Origin of the sequence: Mucilaginibacter sp. (assembly GCF_965277465.1) — a bacterium.
In the GTDB taxonomy this organism is placed as follows: Bacteria; Bacteroidota; Bacteroidia; order Sphingobacteriales; family Sphingobacteriaceae; genus Mucilaginibacter.
Window position 1 is genome coordinate 1,502,286 of the sequence record NZ_CBDICW010000002.1, and the last position, 17,947, is coordinate 1,520,232.

Here is a 17,947-nt window from a genome sequence, read left to right on the forward strand (position 1 = left end):
ACTATCGGGATTGATGGGGTTTCAGACCTGATATAGCTAATTGTTAACAAAAACTTTCCATTAAATAAGGCGGTTTTAAAGCCCTTAAATTAGCAAAAGACTTTGTATACCTCATCAATGTTTTCAATATATTTGGCCCGTAATGATCAAAAAACTACTATTTTTCTTTATCTTACTTTTAATCAGTCAGTTAAGTGCTAAGGCGAATTTTAACTATGATGCAAATTGTGTAGCGGCTTATAAGGCTATTATGAGCTTAAAGATGGATGAGGCAAAATTGCTCATCAAAAAGGAAAAACAACTGAATCCTCAAAACGGTATTACTATACTTTTAGATAATTATGTTGATTATTTTAGCCTGTTAGCATCCGAAAATAAAACGGAGTATAACCGGTTAAAGGATAATAAAGGGGCCCGGATCACTGCATTGGAGGGCAATGATAAAAATTCGCCCTATTATCTTTTTTCGCAGGCAGAGATCTATTTGCAATGGTCGTTTTTAAAGGCAAAGTTTGGTGATTACATGTCTTCGGGCTTTGATGCAAAAAAGGCAGGGAGCTTATTGAAAGATAATAGTCAAAAGTATCCTGATTTTTTACCTAACCAAAAAAGCCTGGCTTTGGTAAACGTTATTTTTGGTTCAATACCGGCCAGCTTTAAAAGTGTAACCCGCTTTTTGGGTATGAACGGTAATGTGCAAACCGGCATTAAACAATTAGAGGTTTTACGAACCGAGCTCCCAAAAACAAGCTACAGCTTTTATAATGATGAGGTGATATTTTTTATTTGCAGCATAGATATAAACGTGCTGCATAGCAAAAACAGCTATAACAAGCTGATCTCCTATTTATCGGGTATGGAGAACGGAAGCTTGCTCAAGGTGTATTTGCAGGGCTATGTATCTTCAAAAACGGCCCATAATGATGAAACCATTGCTTACCTGGATACCAGCCCAAAATCAGCACAATACATAGCTTTGCCGGCTATTAACTACATGCTGGGCTGCGCAAAACTAAACCGGATGGAAAATGATGCGCCGCTTTACTTAACCAAATATGTTAATGAATATAAAGGCACAAGCTTTATTAAGGATGCCTATTTAAAGATAGCATACTCATACCTGCTGCAGAATGAGCCTGAAAAGTATGAGTATTATTTATCAATGGCCAAAAACAAAGGGTATGTGATTGACGAAAAGGATAAACAGGCTTTAAAAGAAGCCAGTGATGCCAGGCCTGATGTTGATCTGTTACGGGCGCGCTTTTATTTTGATGGCGGTTATTATGCTAAGGCATTGGCGCAGTTAAGCAATAAGGATGTTAACAGCCTTAAACTGCAAAGAGATAAAATTGAATACTATTACCGTATAGGGCGTATTTATGATAATACGGGTAAGGATTACGAAGCGACGTTGAGCTATCAGAAAGCGATAAACCTGGGTAAGGCAACCAGTTATTATTATGCATCGAGCGCTGCACTGCGGATTGGTAATATTTATGAAGGGATAAAGGATTTTAAAAAGGCGGCTGAATACTATAACCAGGCTTTGGATATGAAAAACCATGAATATCAGACCAGTACTGATAATGATGCCAAAGAGGCTTTGAAAAGGATAGGTCAGTAAGTAAGGTTTCCGGGTTCTTTGGTGAAACGTACGGTTTTGCGCATGGATTGTAAATGGTGTTCGTTTACCTTTTTCTTCAGCGAATCAAAATCAAAATCCTTATTGGTGCCGCAATCTAAAAGGTTAAAATAGGCCGATGGTTTGGTGCTTTCAAAATATTCGGTGATGTTACTGCTCCAGATGAGTTGGCAATTGCCTTTTATCTGATTAACAATTTCAAAAATACCATCCTTAAATTCAATATAACGGATATGGGTCGATTCTAAATTCCCCTGCGGGTAGTAAAGCAATATATTGCCCGGTGTGTTCAACAGTTCAGCTGCGTATTCCAGGCTTTCCTGTACAGATCGCTTGCCCGGGTCAACAGAAAATGAGCCACAATATTTTAACCACCAGTTTTTTTCCATCTGTTTTTTAACCGACATGGTGTATAAGCCGCCTAACTTCTGCTTTTTGTCGATATACTTAAAGCACAAATAATAAGCAAAAAAACCATCCAAAAAACCAAAGTGGTTTGACATTAACAGGTAGGAGTGACCGGGCTTGATCTCTATATCATTAAGGATCATTTTATTGAACCGTTTTCTGAAAAACCAGATCAATAGCAACGCGCCCCATTTAATAAAGGTAATAGGAAGTGGTTTAGCCTTTATTATCATGATAGTAATTTGGTTAAGGTAGCTGCAAAATCCTTTTTGATCATTTCGTGGCCCTCGTTCAGTACAATTACCTGTGCATTATTCAGTTTGGCAATAAATTCAGCGCCGATGCCTGGTGGAAAAGCCTTATCGCGTTTGCCAAATATAAAGATGCTTTTTATGTTTTGATCTTTAAGGGCGTGTAATAAACGCTCCTCGTCGGTTTCAAAAAACCGCAGGTAGGTAAAACAGGCGTAAAAATTAAATCTTAATTCGGCTGTGCCTATCTCGTTGTATAATATTTTATAGCCCTCACTATCAATAAATCTTAAGCGTTTAAATAATTTAAGCAGCCTTATCAAAGCTTTTTCATTAAGCGCCAGTTTCTCTAATATTTTATTCCCCATTCTGTTTTTACTGAAAAATGGGATAAGCCTACCCGGATTTAAAGCAGATGGTGCAGCAATAATAAAAGTATCGATCATTTGCGGTAATTCTTCTGCAACAACGGTAGCATAATGGGTGCCCATTGAATACCCTATCACCGAAAAATGGGTTATCCCTTCGTGCCTGCAAAAATCAAGTATAAAATCGGCGAACTCATTTTTGATGATCCCTTTTTTTATAGTTGGTAAGCTTTGATCTTTTAGTTTGGTTTCTTTATGGAAAAACAGATCAAAGCCGATAAAGGTATATTTTGATCCTAATGATGATTCTAAAAGTTTAAACTGCTTACCATGCATCCCATAACCATGAAAACACAGCATTGTATTTGGCCCGCTACCATATTTATAGTAGTGCAGGTTAATAAATTGGTTTTCAAAATAATGTTCAGTCATTCGGAATTATGAAGGTATTGCTATCATTGCTATGGCCCATACATAATCTCCATCATGCGATAGAGTTAAGCTTATGGTATAGGCTGCGTTTTTTTTATGGAGGATAACAGAAGGCTTACCCGCTGTTTTTTCACGAACGATCTCGATTTTTTTAGGGCCTAATGCCGAAGCATCCAACTGTTTAACAGCCTTATAGACCGCTTCCTTTGCCGCCCAGGTTGATGCATAGCGTAAGGTTGAATTATCAAACTGTTCGCAATAAGTTATTTCTGCCTGATTGTAAGCTTTTTTTATGAAAAGGTCATTCAGCGATTTTTCAAAATCAGGTATAAAAACAAGATCATTTCCGATAGCAAATTTATTTGCTGAAGGGAGTTGAGCAATTGCTTTTAAAATATCATTCTCCATCAACTCCAAGGCCCATAATGTTAAACCCGCCATCAACAAAATGAATATTACCGCTTACCCTCTTTGATAGATCTGAAAAATAGTAAAGAGCGGCATCACCCACATCGCCCGAGTCTATATTGCCCAGCGGAGCAGTAAACTTGCCCATTTTTCTTAACCTGCGTACACCTAAAATCCCACCTGAAGAGGTGGTCATTACCAAGCCTGCTGAGATGGCATTTACCCTTACACCTGCATCTCTGAAATGACTGGCAAGATACATTACTATGTTTTCGAGCGCTGCTTTGCTGATGGCCATGCCTGCATACCCCGGGAAAACCCTTTGTGATGCATTGTAGGTAAGCGTTAATACCGAAGCATTTTTAGCAAAAAACGGCTGTGCCACCCTACATATCCTGAGCAGGGAGTAAGCACTGATATTAAAGGAATCCATCAACTCATCAAAAGGAATATCGATGTAAGATGGTGGTGCTTCGTTACTGCCCGGTATGCTGTAACACATTACGGCCTGGCTGCCAAATGCAACGCCGTGTAAAATATAATCTACAGGGCCGGCCTGGTCATAAACCAATTGCATAAATGCGGTAATAGCTGCCTCGTCCCTAACATCAACTTCGGCGCTCAGGCTGCTATCCATGCCTTTTTGCTGCATAAGGTATAAAACCTCATCCTTAGTATCGGCCATATAACTTAAAGCAACCTTACAACCCGACTGGTGTAACTTTACCGCAATATCATAAGCGATGGAGCTTTCATTCCTCACACCAAATATTACGGCAACTTTATCCTTATTATCTATCATTTAAATATCCCTTGATACCATCATTGCACTGTTGGTGCCACCAAAACCATAGTTAAGGCAGGCAATACGGTTAATTTCTTTAGCAAATGCTTTTTGCGGAACCAGGTGCCTGTAAGCCGCCAATGGCTTATCCGGGCCGTTCCAAATATCGGTTTTTTGAAAACCTTCCAGCTCGGTATTAAGTGTTTCGGAGTTTAAGCAAGGCAATACCTGCTGGTTTTTAAGCATCAGTAAAGCGGTAATAAACTCAACAGAACCTGCACCTCCAAGCATGTGCCCAAATTGTGATTTGGGTGCAGAGATATGGTAACCTTCTTCGCCCAAAGCATCTACCACGCTAAGCAGTTCAACCGAATCACCTACCGGAGTTGATGTTCCGTGCATTTTTACTACATCGGGTCTTAATCCTTTATCGGGCATTAAGCCTTTCCATAGCCTTTGCTGGCCAGCAAACGATGGATAAAACATATCGCCATCACCGTCAGAGTTGTTGAAATACTCATCAATAACACCAATGATATTAGCACCACGGGCCTTTGCCATTTCATACTCTTCAAGGGCCACAATACCGGCACCGAATGAGCATACAAAGCCATTCCGGTTCATATCAAAAGGACGCGAACTTTCGGCAGGGCTAAAGCCCTTGCTCAATATCATCATGCCATCAAAACCTATAAAGGTTTCAAGTGCTGTGCCTTCAACACCACCGGCAATTGCTCTGTCCTGCAAACCGAATTTTATTAAACGGTAGGCATGGCCAATATTACCAAGACCTGTAGCACAGGCAGAGGTAATGGACTCACAAACACCTTTTGTTTTTAACAGGCAGGATATATTAGCCGCCTCGCGGTATGACATGCTGCGGTCAACCGTGTGGGCACCTGCAATACGGGCCTTTTTACCCATCTGGAAAAAGTAATGCCAGGCCACCCTTAATATTTGGTTACCCGCACCACCCGAGCCTACAACAACACCTGTTTGTTCAGATTCGATCTCGCTTTTTGTCCAGCCAGCCATTTTTGCTGATTCCTGTGCGCCAAGCATGGCCCATATACTACCCATATCGGCTGTAGACAGGTTGCCATCAGGTATTCTGCCTAAGGTATCAATATAAGTTTCAGGATATTTTTCGGTGATAGGAGCCCAAACGGCCTCCAAACCCATTTCTTCTTCAGTAATAAACCCAGATACCGTTGATCTGATTTGTTTATTGTACTGTAAGGCCAAATCCCATTCCCTAACCAGGCTCTGGTTATTGAATAATTTTTGGTCAAACTGATCAAGGCTTGAACAGGTGGGGAAAGCTCCGCCCATACCAACAACTGCTACCTTTCGTCCGGCTACCTGCATAAATATTATTTTTCTCCGCGTTCCTTAACCATTATGATCAGGTCAATAATGTCTTTTACTTTTGACCCCATGTGGTCAATGTCATCATCCTCAAACTCAATATCAAACTTGTGCTCAACTTTGGCAGCAATATTTATCAGTTCTGTTGATGGGGTACTCAAATCTGTCAGGAAATCTGTTTCCTCTGTTACACCAACTAATTTTTCAGGATCAATTGTTCTTATAGTTTTTAAAACTTCTAATAACCCATCAAGTATTTCTTGTCTTTCCATTTTTATTCTGTTTTTTTAAAAAGTTCAATTAATATGGCTCTGCCAGTAATATCTGTTAATTGAGCTACTTGTACAAAATCTTTGCTAATATCATACTTTAATAATCTTTCTTCGGTAAAATCTTTAAAGTATTCATCCAGGTCAAGCCCCTTTGGCACTTTATAGATCCTGCCATCGCAAACCATCTGGCGCCATTTATAAAATGTAATGTTTCCGATGCTTATAAAAGTATCGCCAACCTCAAGGTAGTTATGGAAACTTACATTGCCTACGCTAATAAATGCAGGTATAAACTTGTCTTTCAGCTCATCGGGGGTACAGTTCAGCTTTCGGCATTCTAAAAATGTAGCGCACGATACTATAGTAGCCTGTGCAAAAGCCTCTATCTGGTCAACACCGCGGAAGATGCCGAAATGATCCTTAACATCTCTTTCTTTAGGCGAATAGCTTGCAACAATACCTTTTTTAGGCGAATGCCAGTGAAAGGTATCCAGCAATAATTTTGTAGGGCCATGCAGCAAAAGCTGGTCAGGACTTACACCTACCAAATTGCCGTTATGAATAATATCCAGATAGGTTTCTTTGTCTTTTATCATATTTAAATCAGGCCACCGTTAATATGAATATTTGTACCATTAATATACGATGCCTTGTCTGATACCAAAAATGCAATAGTGTCTGCTACGTCATCAACCTTGCCAAACCTTTTTGCAGGTATCATATTCAGATATTTATCTTTGATAGATTCTGGAATGGTGGCTGTCATATCAGTTTCAATAAACCCAGGCGATACACTCAGCACCCTGATAGTATGCTCCTGATTTAGTGCAGCTGCCTCTTGCGCCAATGATCGTGATAATGCAGCCAAACCGGCTTTAGTAGCTGCATAAACAGCCTGAAAAGCGTTCCCGCTTTCGCCAACTACCGAACTTATATTGATAATTACCCCCGTGTTTTTTAAACCGAAGATCTTCATGGCCGTTTTACAGATCATGATGGGTGTGCGCAGGTTTACATTCAGCATGGCATCAATCTCCCGCTCGGGCTGAAAGTTCAGCGGTTTATCATAGGTTACGCCTGCGTTGTTAATAACGGCATACAGATCGTCGCCATGTTCTTTTTTTAACTGCTTGCAAAAGTTAGCTACCTGTTCCGCGTCCGAAAAATCTGCACATAGCAAATGGCTTCCGGGCTCAATATGGGTAAAGCTTTCCTTTTTTGATGCATGTAATATTAACGTGTATTCGCCCGATAGTTTCTTAGAAATGGCCAGTCCTAAACCTTTACTGGCGCCGGTAATCAGTATTTTTCTTTTCTCCATCAGGGTTGATGCTCAATTGTAATAAGTGATTGCAATATAATAAATTAAAATAAACAGTTTAAAATTGACTTTTGTAAGCTATAATGGTAACAATAAAGCTGCAAACATGTTGTTTTATTATTAATAATTTAGGCAGCTTTATTTAAATATTAATTTTACAGCATTAACAATTGCTATATCAGCAAGATAAAATTTAAACGGATGTTTGGTAAACGTATTTTTTTGCCTGTTTTAGTGCTAATATTACCATTTTTAGGCTTCGGCCAACCTGAAAACAAAGCGTTTAGGATTGTACCGCTTGGAGTTATGGGCGGTATTGACGAAAGTAACCTATCGGCCTATATGGTTGCAGCAAAAGGTACCAATAATTATATCTGTTTGGATGCCGGCACCTTGCACTACGGGATTGAAAAAGCCATAACAAATAAGGTGTTCTCCATACCGGCTGAGCGCGTTTTAAGGCAATATATAAAAGGTTATTTTATATCACACGCACACCTTGATCATGTATCAGGTCTCATTATTAACTCGCCCGATGATACTGCCAAAACTATTTATGGGTTATCCAGCTGTTTGCAAACCATCAAAACACATTACTTTACCTGGGAGAGCTGGGCCAATTTTACCGATGAGGGTGACGCTCCGCAGATTAAAAAATACCATTACCAGGTACTTACCCCGGATAGTACCATCAGTATTAAAAACACAGAAATGAAGGTGAGGGCTTTTCCTTTAAGCCATTCAAACCTGCAGAGCACGGCATTTTTAGTAAATAGCGGTGATGCCTATGTTTTGTACTTAGGTGATACCGGCTCCGATAAAATTGAAAAAAGCCATAACCTGCATGCTTTATGGCAGGCCATTGCCCCATTAATAAAAAGTAAAAAGCTAAAGGCAATTATGATTGAAACTTCGTTTCCGGATGAACAGACTGATAAAACCTTATTTGGGCACTTAACACCTAAATGGCTGATGAGGGAAATGGACAACCTGGCCGCTTTAACCGGTAAAGACGCCCTTAAAGGTTTTAATGTTGTGGTTACCCACGTAAAACCGCCATTGGTTAATATAGCCAAACTTAAAAAACAGCTGATAGCCGAAAATGTATTGCAGTTAAATCTCATCTTCCCGCAGCAGGGTAAGGTGATTGAGCTTTAGGTAGGTGCCCTAAGCCTTATAATGCTGGTTATTACGTAACAATATTGTTCGGTTACCTTACTATCTGCCCAATTAACAAAAATGTTACTTTAAATAATAAAGGTTTTTACCACCTTCGTTCACCCTATTAATGCGCCGGAAATTTTCTATATTTCGGGACACCGACTATTGTTATAATTAAAATTATTTTTTAAAAGATCATCCTTATTTTGGATGATGAATGTCTTTCATATATGGATAATATCCGCGTTTATTTATTTGCCTTTTGTTTGTTTTGTTTGCCTTCATTAACTGATGCCCAAACTACCAACCAAAGTAATATGCCGCCTGTTGTACAGCCGGATACCAGTAAAAACACCCTGATGATGCCTTTAAATCCGCAGGATACGGGCAAAAATGGTTCGGGCCAATTTTTAACCTTGCAGCAGTGTATTGAATATGCCATGCAACATCAGCCGGCATTAAATAAGGCATTGATCAATGTAAATATTACTAAGGAAACCAATTCGGTTAATTTATCGGGTTTACTTCCGCAGGCAAGCGCCTCAGGCGATTTTATTCATTACTTGCAACAATCAAATAATAATTCCAGCTCGGTTAGCACAGGTACTCCAACAGGAACAGGAACCACCTCAACAAGCACTACAAGATCGGGGTATACCAACACTTTTATACCGGGCGTGTCTGTTACGCAATCCATATTTAACCCCAGCCTTTTATATGCTTATAAAAGTGCACCACTGTACCTGAAACAGGCACAACAGGTTACAGATAGTACTAAGATCTTCCTGGTTTCATCAGTAAGTAAATCCTTTTATAATGTACTCCTTACACTCGAGCAGATCAACGTTTTTAAAGAAGACACCACCCGTCTCGGTAAAAACCTGCGCGATGCCTATCATCAATACAAAGGTGGTATTGTTGATGAAACAGATTACGAAGAAGCAGCCATCACCCTCAATAACTCAAAAGCGCAGCTAAAGCAGGCTACAGAAAATGTGGTTCCGCAATATGCCGCATTGAAGCAATTAATGGGCTATCCTGTAGAGAAGGAATTTAACGTAAGCTTTGATACCGTGCAAATGATAAAAGGTATTTATATTGATACCACCCAGCAGCTGCAGTACGAAAAGCGGATAGAGTTTCAACAGATTAAAACCAGTAAGGATCTGCAAACCCAATTGGTAAATTATTACCGAACATCGTACTTGCCTACCTTATCAGCATTTTATAACTATAATCTGGCTTTTGAAAACAATAAGTTTTCGGATATTTTATCAAACTCTTACCCAAGTCAGTTAGTAGGGCTGTCATTCAGTATTCCGATTTTTACAGGCTTTTCAAGGATCCATAACCTGAAAAAGGCAAAACTGCAACAGCAAATTATAGGCTGGGATGAAACCGATCTGAAACTACAGATCAATAAGGAGTATAGAACGGCTTTAGCAAATTATAAAGGCAACTATTATAATTTACAATTGTTGCAAAAGAACGTAGCTATGGCAAAGCGTGTTTATTTTGTAGTTACCCTGCAATATAAACAAGGTATTGTGCCTTACTTAAACGTAATTACAGCCGAATCAAACTTAATAACTTCCGAAATAAGCTATCTGAATGCCTTGTTCCAAGTACTGTCAAACAAAATTGACCTGGAAAAAGCAATGGGAAGTATTAATTATTAATATCTAAAAACAAACAAACTTGTCTCCATGAAGAGAGTTATCTTAAATACCGTTTTAATAAGCTGCCTGGCTATTTCGGCCTGTAAAAAAAAGCAACCCCCGGTAAATCCCGAAGTACCTGTTAATTTGTTGAAGGTGAAAACCGAAAACGTTTTATACTTTGATAAATACCCCTCAACAACAGCGGCGCTGAGCCAGGTTAACCTGCTTCCGCAGGTACAGGGTGCCATTACCGGTATATTTTTTACCGAAGGCAGCCATGTTAAAAAAGGGCAAAAATTATATGAAATAGATCAGCGTATTTACCAGGATAACTATGATGCTGCGGTAGCCAACTTAAAAGTAGCAGAGGGCACGCTCATACAATCGCAACAGGATGCAGATAGGTACGAGTATCTGAATAAATATAATGCCGTGGCTAAACAACAGTATGACCATGCCATTATTACGCTTCAAAATGCAAAAAACTCTGTAAAGGCATCAGAGCAGGCTGTTAAATCGGCTAAAACCAATTTAACTTATGCCATTGTAACCGCACCTTTTGATGGTACAATTGGTTTTAGCCAGGTTAAGTTAGGTAATGTGGTTTCTGCAGGTTCAACAGTGTTAAATACTATCTCAACTGATAATCCGATCGCTGTAGATTTTATCATCAATGAAAAACAGCTGCCTCATTTTGAAAAACTTCAAAACAGTAAGCCGGTAACTGATTCGTTATTTACCATTTTACTGCCCGATAATTCTCTATATACATCCACCGGAAAAATCTCTGTAATTGACCGTGCGGTTGATTCACAAACTGGATCAATACGGGTAAGGCTTGTGTTCCCAAACCCTAAAGGTATTTTAAGGGTAGGGATGAGTTGCGTTGTAAGGGTGCATAATGAAGAAACATCGCCACAAATGATATTGCCAAGCAAAGCTGTTGTTGAGCAAATGGGTGAGTACTTTGTGTTTGTTGCCAAGGATAGCCTGATGACCGCACCAAAAGACCAGCCGGATACAGTGAAAAACAAGCATAAACTGGTAGCTGCACAGAAAAAGGTACAGGTAGGACAAACCATTGGGCCAAACGTAATTATAAAGAGCGGTGTTAGCCCTGGCGACAGGATTGTTACCGATGGTGTACAATCATTGCATGATGGTTCACAAATAACCACTGCTAACAAAGTTGCTCCGGCGCAAGGTAAAGGCCACTAACAATAAATGATTTACGCAGACTCGTCTGTATTTTTAGATGAATGATTAATCTATGATTGCTAATACCTTCATTAAAAGACCCGTAACGGCTATTGTTATATCTATTGTACTGGTAATAACCGGTACCGTATGTATACTGCTTTTACCTATAGATCAGTACCCCGATATTACACCTCCTATTGTGCAGGTTACCGGCCAGTTTACCGGTGCCGATGCACAAACGGTTGAGCAAACAGTTGCCACACCCATTGAAGAACAGGTAAACGGTACCCCCGGCATGGAATACATGCAGAGCAACAGTACCAACAATGGTTTAATGACCATGAATGTTACCTTTAAAATAGGTACCGATATTGATGTTGCTGCATTAGATGTTCAAAACAGGGTAAGTATTGCCACACCACTGCTGCCTGCTGTTGTAAGCAGGCTGGGATTAACGGTACGTGCTGTAAACCCGAGTATGCTGATGATGGTTGCCCTTTATGCACCAAAAAATACGCACAACATTACTTTTTTAGATAACTACACCAATATTTTTATCCAGGATGCGCTGTCGCGGGTACCCGGAGTTGGTTCAATTAGCCGTTTTACGGATGATTTCAGTATGCGTATTTGGATGAATCCGGAAAAGATGGCGGCTTACAGCTTAACGCCAGCTGATGTTATTGCTGCACTTAATGCACAAAACGTACAGGTAGCAGCCGGAACAGCCGGTGTGCCCCCGCAATCTTCCAGTCAAACTTATGAGTTAGGTATATTGGTTAACGGAAGGTTAAGCAAGGTGTCAGAATTTGAAAATATCATTGTTAAAACCATCCCTACAACAGGTGCCTTGGTTTATATGAAAGATGTTGCGAGGGTTGAACTGGGTAAATTTACATTTTCAAGTAACTCCTTTGTTGACGGGCATCGGGCATCATACCTGCAAATTTACCAGGCCCCGGGTAGTAATGCATTAGCAACGGCCAAAGGTATTTATGAAGCATTGGATAAGCTGAAACAAACTTTCCCTGCCGATGTGAACTATAGTGTTCCGTTCGAATCTGTTACGGTAGTTAAGGTATCCATGCAGGATGTTGTAGGCACGCTCTTAAAAACACTCGGCCTTGTTGCCGTAGTGGTGTTCTTGTTCCTGCAAAACTGGCGGTCAACTTTGATCCCTGTACTTGCAATCCCGGTTTCAATATTCGGTACATTCTGTTTCTTTATCCCATTAGGCTTTACCATCAATACTTTAACCATGTTTGGTTTTGTATTGGCCATAGGTATAGTGGTGGATGATGCCATTATTGTGGTAGAGGCGGTGCAGCATTATATCGATCACGATAAAATGTCGCCTAAAGAAGCAACCTACCAGGCCATGAAGGATATATCAGCACCGGTTGTGGCAATCGCGCTCATCCTGGCAGCGGTATTCGTTCCCGTAGGTTTTATACCGGGCATAGTAGGGCGTTTATACCAGCAGTTTGCAATTACCATTGCTATATCGGTAATGATCTCTGCATTTATAGCCTTGTCACTTACACCGGCGCTTTGTACATTACTTTTAAAACCTACAGATACCAGCAAAAAAGCATCTTGGCTAACCAGGCAGTTTAATAAATTTAATATCTGGTTTGATAAGGTTACAGCCAGGTACACCAATGGTGTAAAAAAGAGCATCCAGGGATCAAGGTATATCATCATCTTATTACTTTGTATATGTGCCGGTACTTATTTTATGTTCCAGGAAAAACCTTCGGGTTTTATTCCTTCAGAGGATGATGGAAACCTGTATGTTACCTTTCAGTTGCCTCCGGCAGCATCAACAGCAGCATCGGTTGATGCCATGTCAAAGCTGATGCATGTAATTGGTACAACGCCGGGCGTAGCACACTATGCAGCGCTTTCAGGCTTAAACGTGGTAACCAATGCAAGTAATTCAAACAGCGGTACCATTTATTGTCAGCTGGCACCCTGGGATGAACGTTCCGAATCGAGCCAGCAGGTACCCGGAATTATTGGTGTGTTGAAGAAACGTATTGCCGATGCAGGTATTAATAATGCTAATGTTCAGGTAGTGCAGCCATCGCCACTGCCAGGGGTTGGTACAACGGTAGGTTTCAGTATGCAAATTGAACAGCGCAGCACAACTGATGATATACATGCCTTTGAAACCGTTGTAAATAACTTTGTTAAAGAAGCCAATAAAACACCCGGAATAACCAAGGCTTACAGTTATTTTACAGCACATACCCCAAATGTAAACTTAACGGTAGATAGGGAAAAGTGCGAGAAACTGGGTGTAAATATATCTGATGTGTTTACTACCATACAGGCCTATATGGGTAGTTTATATATTAATGATTTTACTACATATAACCGTACCTTCCACGTAGTGGTACAGGCTGATACGGCGTTCAGAACCGAGGTGTCGGACATGGATAAGTACTATGTACGTAACCAGGCCGGTACTATGGTGCCCTTAGGAACACTGATAAGCTATAAGCCGACAGAAGCTGCCCCGTTAATATCGCACTTTAACATTTTCCGTACTGCCGAAATAGACGGCTCAAATGCGGATGGTTACAGCAGCAGCCAGGCCTTGGCTGCTTTACAAAAGCTGGCAACCGAAAAATTACCCGAAGGCTATACCTTCGAGTTTTCAGGATTGAGCTATGAAGAGCAAAAGGCGGGTTCAACCACTATTTATATCTTCATGTTCTCCATAACCTTTGTGTTTTTATTCCTTGCTGCCTTGTACGAGAGTTGGTCGGTGCCGTTTTCGGTATTGCTTGCGGTACCAATCGGTGCTTTTGGTGCCATTGCTGCATTGCTGTTTGTGCCAAACCTTACTAACAACGTTTATGCGCAAATTGGTTTAATAACACTGATAGGGCTTGCGGCCAAAAATGCCATCCTGATTGTGGAGTTTGCCAAGGTGCGGGTTGACAGGGGAGAAGACCTGATCAAATCAACACTTGATGCAGTGAGCCTGCGTTTACGGCCAATCATCATGACCTCACTTGCCTTTATTTTAGGGGTACTGCCGCTTGTTTTAGCAACAGGGGCGGGCGCCGTTGCACGTAGAACCATTGGATTTACCGTATTAGGCGGGATGTTTGCAGCATCAACCATTGCCATATTTGTGGTTCCGGTGCTGTATGTAGTAATTACCCGCTTATCCTATGGTAAAGAAAGACTGGATTATTTGAAAGAACATCACGAAGACCTGATGGAGAAAGCCCGTAAGGTTGAAGCACAGAATATAGACCCTGAATTAGAGTACGAGATCCAAAAATCACGCGAACTAAGTAACCCCGATCATATATGATTGCGAATACATTTATCAAAAGACCGGTAACTGCAATCGTTATATCAATTGTTTTAATGATTTCTGGTACTATCTGTCTTTTTAATCTTGCTGTAGATCAATACCCCAATATATCGCCACCCAGTGTTTCGGTTAACGGATCATATACAGGTGCGGATGCAGAAACGGTGGAGCAAACTGTTGCCATCCCGGTGGAGGAACAGGTAAACGGTACGCCCGGCATGGAATATATGCAGAGCACCAGTACCAACAGTGGCGGTATTGGTATCAGGGTAACTTTTAATATTGGCACCAATGTGCAAATTGCCGCGCTAAACGTACAGAACAGGGTAGGTATAGCTAAACCTATATTACCATCCGTGGTAAGTAAATTAGGGTTAACGGTAAGGGCAAGTAACCCTGACCAATTAATGCTGATTGCTATATACTCGCCAAAAAAGACGCATAACATTACTTTTCTTGATAATTACACAAGTACATTTATTCAGGATGCTATATTACGTGTACCCGGCGTAGGCGACGTAAGTGCACGTACCGATCAGTTTAGTATGAGGATCTGGATGAATCCGGATAAAATGGCATCCTACGGTTTAACACCTGCCGATGTTGTAGCCGCTTTAGATGCCCAAAACGTATATGTCGCAGCAGGTTCAGCAGGTGCTCCGCCACAGCAAACTTCACAATCCAATGAGGTAGGGATATTGGTTAACGGGATGATCAGCAAGGTCCCGCAGTATGAAAAAGTGGTAGTAAAAACTATCCCATCAACGGGCGCGCTTGTTTATCTGAAAGATGTAGCCAGGATTGAGTTAGGAAAATTCACTTTCTCCAGCAATGCCTTTGCTGATGGTAACAGGTGTTCAACCATACAGGTTTATCAATCGCCGGGCAGCAATGCGCTCCAAACAGCCGAAAATGTTTATGCCGAATTAGCTAAGCTCAAAAAATCATTTCCTTCGGATGTTGACTATACCGTTCCTTTTGAATCGGTAACCATCATCAAAGTTTCCATGCAGGAAGTGATCGGAACTTTATTAAAGGCCTTAGGTTTGGTGGCTATAGTGGTGTTTTTGTTTTTGCAAAACTGGCGTTCAACACTGATACCTATAATGGCAATCCCGGTATCTATACTGGCAACATTTTGTTTCTTTATACCATTAGGGTTCACCATAAATACGCTTACCATGTTCGGTTTTGTGCTGGCTATTGGTATTGTGGTTGATGATGCCATTATTGTGGTGGAGGCTGTGCAGCATTATATTGATGAGCAGCACATGTCGCCCAAGGAAGCAACTTACCATGCCATGAAAGAGATTTCGGCCCCGGTAATTGCTATTGCATTGATTCTGGCGTCGGTATTTGTTCCGGTAGGTTTTATTCCCGGTATTGTGGGGCGTTTGTACCAGCAGTTTGCCATTACTATAGCCATATCGGTTATCGTATCGGCTTTTATCGCCTTATCATTAACACCGGCCTTGTGTACGCTATTGTTAAGACCCAGCCATATCAATAAAAAATCAAAAAACTGGTTAGATAAATTTTTTAACTTTTTTAATACCTGGTTTGATAGGGTAACCTTCAAGTACTCAAACGGCGTAAAGCGCAGTATAAAGCATTCAAAATTTGTAGTAGTAATACTTGTGTGTATTTGTGCCGGTACTATCCTATTATTTAAAACCAAACCATCGGGCTTTGTTCCATCCGAGGATGGCGGTCGTCTTTTCGTCACTTATCAATTGCCCGAGGCATCGTCCACCACACAATCAGTAAATGTGATGGAAAAACTGATGAAGATTGTTGGTTCAACGCCCGGAATACTACATTATACAGCCATATCAGGCTTTAATATATTAAATGGTGGTGCCAACTCTAATAACGGCTCCATGTTTTGTATGCTTACACCCTGGGACGACCGTACAACCCCTGCAACGCAAATTGCTGGCATAACTGCCGCTATTAAAAAGCGGATAGCCAAAGCTGGGATAAAAAATGCTAATGTGGTCGTTATTCAACCGCCGCCCATCAGGGGGATTGGTTTAGCCGCAGGTTTCAGCATGCAGATTGAACAGGGAAGCTCTACCGATGATATACATGCGTTTGAAAAAGCAGTTCAGAAATTTGTGGCCGAAGCGAAGAAGATCCCGGCTATATCAACTTCTTTCAGTTATTTTTCCGCACATACGCCAAGTTATGACCTGACGGTAGACCGGGAAAAATGCTCCAAATTAGGTGTCAATATTTCAGATGTTTTCTCAACCATGCAAGCCTATATGGGCAGTTTGTTTGTAAATAACTTTACTTTGTATAACAGAACATATCACGTAGTTGTACAAGCTGATACAGCATACCGTGCGTTAATATCAAACATTAATAAATATTATGTGCGTAATTCGGTGGGTAATATGGTGCCGCTTAGCGCAGTAATCAGCTATAAGCCTACAATTGCCGCCCCGCTTATTTCACACTTTAACATTTTCCGCTCTGCCGAGGTTGATGGCGCCATCCCTGATGGTTACAGCAGCGGCCAGAGTATTGAAGCCTTAAAGGAATTAGCAGCCAAGACATTGCCGCGCGGTTATACCTATGAGTTTTCGGGATTGAGTTATGAGGAAATAAAGGCGGGTTCAATAACTGTATATATTTTCCTTTTCTGTATTGTATTTGTATTCCTGTTCCTTGCTGCATTGTACGAAAGCTGGTCGGTACCATTTTCTGTGATGTTAGCCGTTCCTATCAGTGCCTTTGGTGCCATCCTTGCACTTACTTGTGTGCCATCGCTCACTAATAATGTTTATGCGCAGATCGGATTGATCACGCTGATCGGACTGTCCGCAAAAAATGCGATCCTGATTGTGGAGTTTGCCAAAATAAGGGTTGATCGCGGCGAAGAACTGATGAAATCAACCATTGAAGCGGTTAAGCTTCGTTTAAGGCCAATTATCATGACCTCGTTAGCATTTATATTGGGCGTATTGCCATTGGCTTTAGCAACAGGAGCAGGTGCAGCATCCAGAAACACAATAGGGGTAACCGTATTAGGCGGAATGATTGCCTCATCAACCATATCTATATTTATTGTACCGGTACTGTTTGTATTATTCACCCGGGTATCTTACGGTAAAAAACAATTGAAATGGCTGCAGGCCCATCATGACGAACTGATGGAAAAGGCTAAAAAGGTTGAAGAGCAAAATATTGATCCTGAACTGGAATACGATATTGCTATGTCTCATGCTGAAAACAAATCATCAAGAGAGGCGCATGAAAACGGTGATAAAAAGCCTTAATTACAAGTTAAATAAATTCCAATAATTTTAATAATCCATCAAAAATACTAAAA

The 17,947-nt window shown here is 40.7% G+C and carries 14 protein-coding genes; 6 read left to right on the forward strand and 8 right to left on the reverse strand.

All coding sequences use genetic code 11. The features are described from left to right. The first annotated feature begins 142 nt into the window (after positions 1-142). Entirely contained in the window at positions 143-1,624 is a 1,482-nt protein-coding gene (locus ACQY4U_RS18990) for a tetratricopeptide repeat protein (protein ID WP_428331035.1), read from the forward strand. Here ACQY4U_RS18990 and ACQY4U_RS18995 read toward each other — a convergent pair. The 8 genes from ACQY4U_RS18995 to ACQY4U_RS19030 are packed head-to-tail and all read right to left on the reverse strand — an operon-like array spanning position 1,618 to position 7,254. Then, positions 1,618-2,283 (reverse strand): lysophospholipid acyltransferase family protein, encoded by a 666-nt coding sequence (locus ACQY4U_RS18995; protein ID WP_428331036.1) that lies wholly within the window; start codon positions 2,281-2,283, stop codon positions 1,618-1,620. The genes ACQY4U_RS18990 and ACQY4U_RS18995 overlap by 7 nt on opposite strands. Further along, the gene (locus ACQY4U_RS19000) at positions 2,280-3,101 is read right to left on the reverse strand and encodes an alpha/beta fold hydrolase (protein ID WP_428331037.1); all 822 of its coding nucleotides are present in this window, start codon (positions 3,099-3,101) and stop codon (positions 2,280-2,282) included. The genes ACQY4U_RS18995 and ACQY4U_RS19000 overlap by 4 nt, the downstream gene beginning before the upstream one ends. 6 nt (positions 3,102-3,107) lie before the next feature. Then, positions 3,108-3,509 (reverse strand): holo-ACP synthase, encoded by a 402-nt coding sequence (locus tag ACQY4U_RS19005; protein WP_428331038.1) that lies wholly within the window; start codon positions 3,507-3,509, stop codon positions 3,108-3,110. After that, complete coding sequence (locus ACQY4U_RS19010; protein ID WP_428331039.1) at positions 3,499-4,311, reverse strand: enoyl-ACP reductase FabI; 813 nt, start codon at positions 4,309-4,311, stop codon at positions 3,499-3,501. Before ACQY4U_RS19010 ends, ACQY4U_RS19005 begins: the two co-directional genes overlap by 11 nt. Then, positions 4,312-5,661 carry a beta-ketoacyl-[acyl-carrier-protein] synthase family protein gene (locus tag ACQY4U_RS19015; protein ID WP_428331040.1) on the reverse strand — a complete coding sequence of 450 codons (1,350 nt, stop codon included), beginning with the start codon at positions 5,659-5,661 and terminating at the stop codon, positions 4,312-4,314. A 5-nt stretch (positions 5,662-5,666) separates the two neighbouring features. Then, positions 5,667-5,933, reverse strand: a complete 267-nt coding sequence (locus tag ACQY4U_RS19020; protein WP_428331041.1) for an acyl carrier protein — start codon at positions 5,931-5,933, stop codon at positions 5,667-5,669. A gap of 2 nt (positions 5,934-5,935) precedes the next feature. Beyond that, positions 5,936-6,529: a hypothetical protein gene (locus ACQY4U_RS19025; protein ID WP_428331042.1), complete on the reverse strand. Its 594-nt coding sequence runs from the start codon at positions 6,527-6,529 to the stop codon at positions 5,936-5,938. Between the two features lie 2 nt (positions 6,530-6,531). Continuing rightward, a complete protein-coding gene (locus ACQY4U_RS19030) occupies positions 6,532-7,254 on the reverse strand; it encodes an SDR family NAD(P)-dependent oxidoreductase (protein WP_428331043.1) in 723 nt (240 codons plus the stop codon). 201 nt (positions 7,255-7,455) lie between these two features. On the opposite strand from ACQY4U_RS19030, the gene ACQY4U_RS19035 reads away from it, so the two are divergent. The 5 genes from ACQY4U_RS19035 (at position 7,456) to ACQY4U_RS19055 (ending at position 17,894) form a co-directional block, all read left to right on the forward strand. Beyond that, the gene (locus ACQY4U_RS19035) at positions 7,456-8,412 is read left to right on the forward strand and encodes an MBL fold metallo-hydrolase (RefSeq protein WP_428331044.1); all 957 of its coding nucleotides are present in this window, start codon (positions 7,456-7,458) and stop codon (positions 8,410-8,412) included. Between the two features lie 233 nt (positions 8,413-8,645). Then, positions 8,646-10,094: a TolC family protein gene (locus ACQY4U_RS19040; RefSeq protein ID WP_428331045.1), complete on the forward strand. Its 1,449-nt coding sequence runs from the start codon at positions 8,646-8,648 to the stop codon at positions 10,092-10,094. Positions 10,095-10,121: 27 nt separating this feature from the next. Then, the gene (locus ACQY4U_RS19045) at positions 10,122-11,294 is read left to right on the forward strand and encodes an efflux RND transporter periplasmic adaptor subunit (protein ID WP_428331046.1); all 1,173 of its coding nucleotides are present in this window, start codon (positions 10,122-10,124) and stop codon (positions 11,292-11,294) included. Between the two features lie 52 nt (positions 11,295-11,346). Next, positions 11,347-14,607: an efflux RND transporter permease subunit gene (locus ACQY4U_RS19050; RefSeq protein ID WP_428331047.1), complete on the forward strand. Its 3,261-nt coding sequence runs from the start codon at positions 11,347-11,349 to the stop codon at positions 14,605-14,607. Continuing rightward, complete coding sequence (locus ACQY4U_RS19055) at positions 14,604-17,894, forward strand: efflux RND transporter permease subunit (protein WP_428331048.1); 3,291 nt, start codon at positions 14,604-14,606, stop codon at positions 17,892-17,894. The genes ACQY4U_RS19050 and ACQY4U_RS19055 overlap by 4 nt, the downstream gene beginning before the upstream one ends. The last annotated feature ends 53 nt before the right edge of the window (positions 17,895-17,947 follow it).

What these genes read in the sequence shown, in the direction of transcription:
- ACQY4U_RS18990 (WP_428331035.1), top strand. Translation starts at nt 143, where the DNA reads ATGATCAAAAAACTACTATTTTTCTTTATCTTACTTTTAATCAGTCAG.
- ACQY4U_RS19035 (WP_428331044.1), top strand. Translation starts at nt 7,456, where the DNA reads ATGTTTGGTAAACGTATTTTTTTGCCTGTTTTAGTGCTAATATTACCA.
- ACQY4U_RS19000 (WP_428331037.1), bottom strand. Translation starts at nt 3,101, where the DNA reads ATGACTGAACATTATTTTGAAAACCAATTTATTAACCTGCACTACTAT.
- ACQY4U_RS18995 (WP_428331036.1), bottom strand. Translation starts at nt 2,283, where the DNA reads ATGATAATAAAGGCTAAACCACTTCCTATTACCTTTATTAAATGGGGC.
- ACQY4U_RS19045 (WP_428331046.1), top strand. Translation starts at nt 10,122, where the DNA reads ATGAAGAGAGTTATCTTAAATACCGTTTTAATAAGCTGCCTGGCTATT.
- ACQY4U_RS19020 (WP_428331041.1), bottom strand. Translation starts at nt 5,933, where the DNA reads ATGGAAAGACAAGAAATACTTGATGGGTTATTAGAAGTTTTAAAAACT.
- ACQY4U_RS19030 (WP_428331043.1), bottom strand. Translation starts at nt 7,254, where the DNA reads ATGGAGAAAAGAAAAATACTGATTACCGGCGCCAGTAAAGGTTTAGGA.
- ACQY4U_RS19050 (WP_428331047.1), top strand. Translation starts at nt 11,347, where the DNA reads ATGATTGCTAATACCTTCATTAAAAGACCCGTAACGGCTATTGTTATA.
- ACQY4U_RS19025 (WP_428331042.1), bottom strand. Translation starts at nt 6,529, where the DNA reads ATGATAAAAGACAAAGAAACCTATCTGGATATTATTCATAACGGCAAT.
- ACQY4U_RS19010 (WP_428331039.1), bottom strand. Translation starts at nt 4,311, where the DNA reads ATGATAGATAATAAGGATAAAGTTGCCGTAATATTTGGTGTGAGGAAT.
- ACQY4U_RS19005 (WP_428331038.1), bottom strand. Translation starts at nt 3,509, where the DNA reads ATGGAGAATGATATTTTAAAAGCAATTGCTCAACTCCCTTCAGCAAAT.
- ACQY4U_RS19055 (WP_428331048.1), top strand. Translation starts at nt 14,604, where the DNA reads ATGATTGCGAATACATTTATCAAAAGACCGGTAACTGCAATCGTTATA.
- ACQY4U_RS19040 (WP_428331045.1), top strand. Translation starts at nt 8,646, where the DNA reads ATGGATAATATCCGCGTTTATTTATTTGCCTTTTGTTTGTTTTGTTTG.
- ACQY4U_RS19015 (WP_428331040.1), bottom strand. Translation starts at nt 5,661, where the DNA reads ATGCAGGTAGCCGGACGAAAGGTAGCAGTTGTTGGTATGGGCGGAGCT.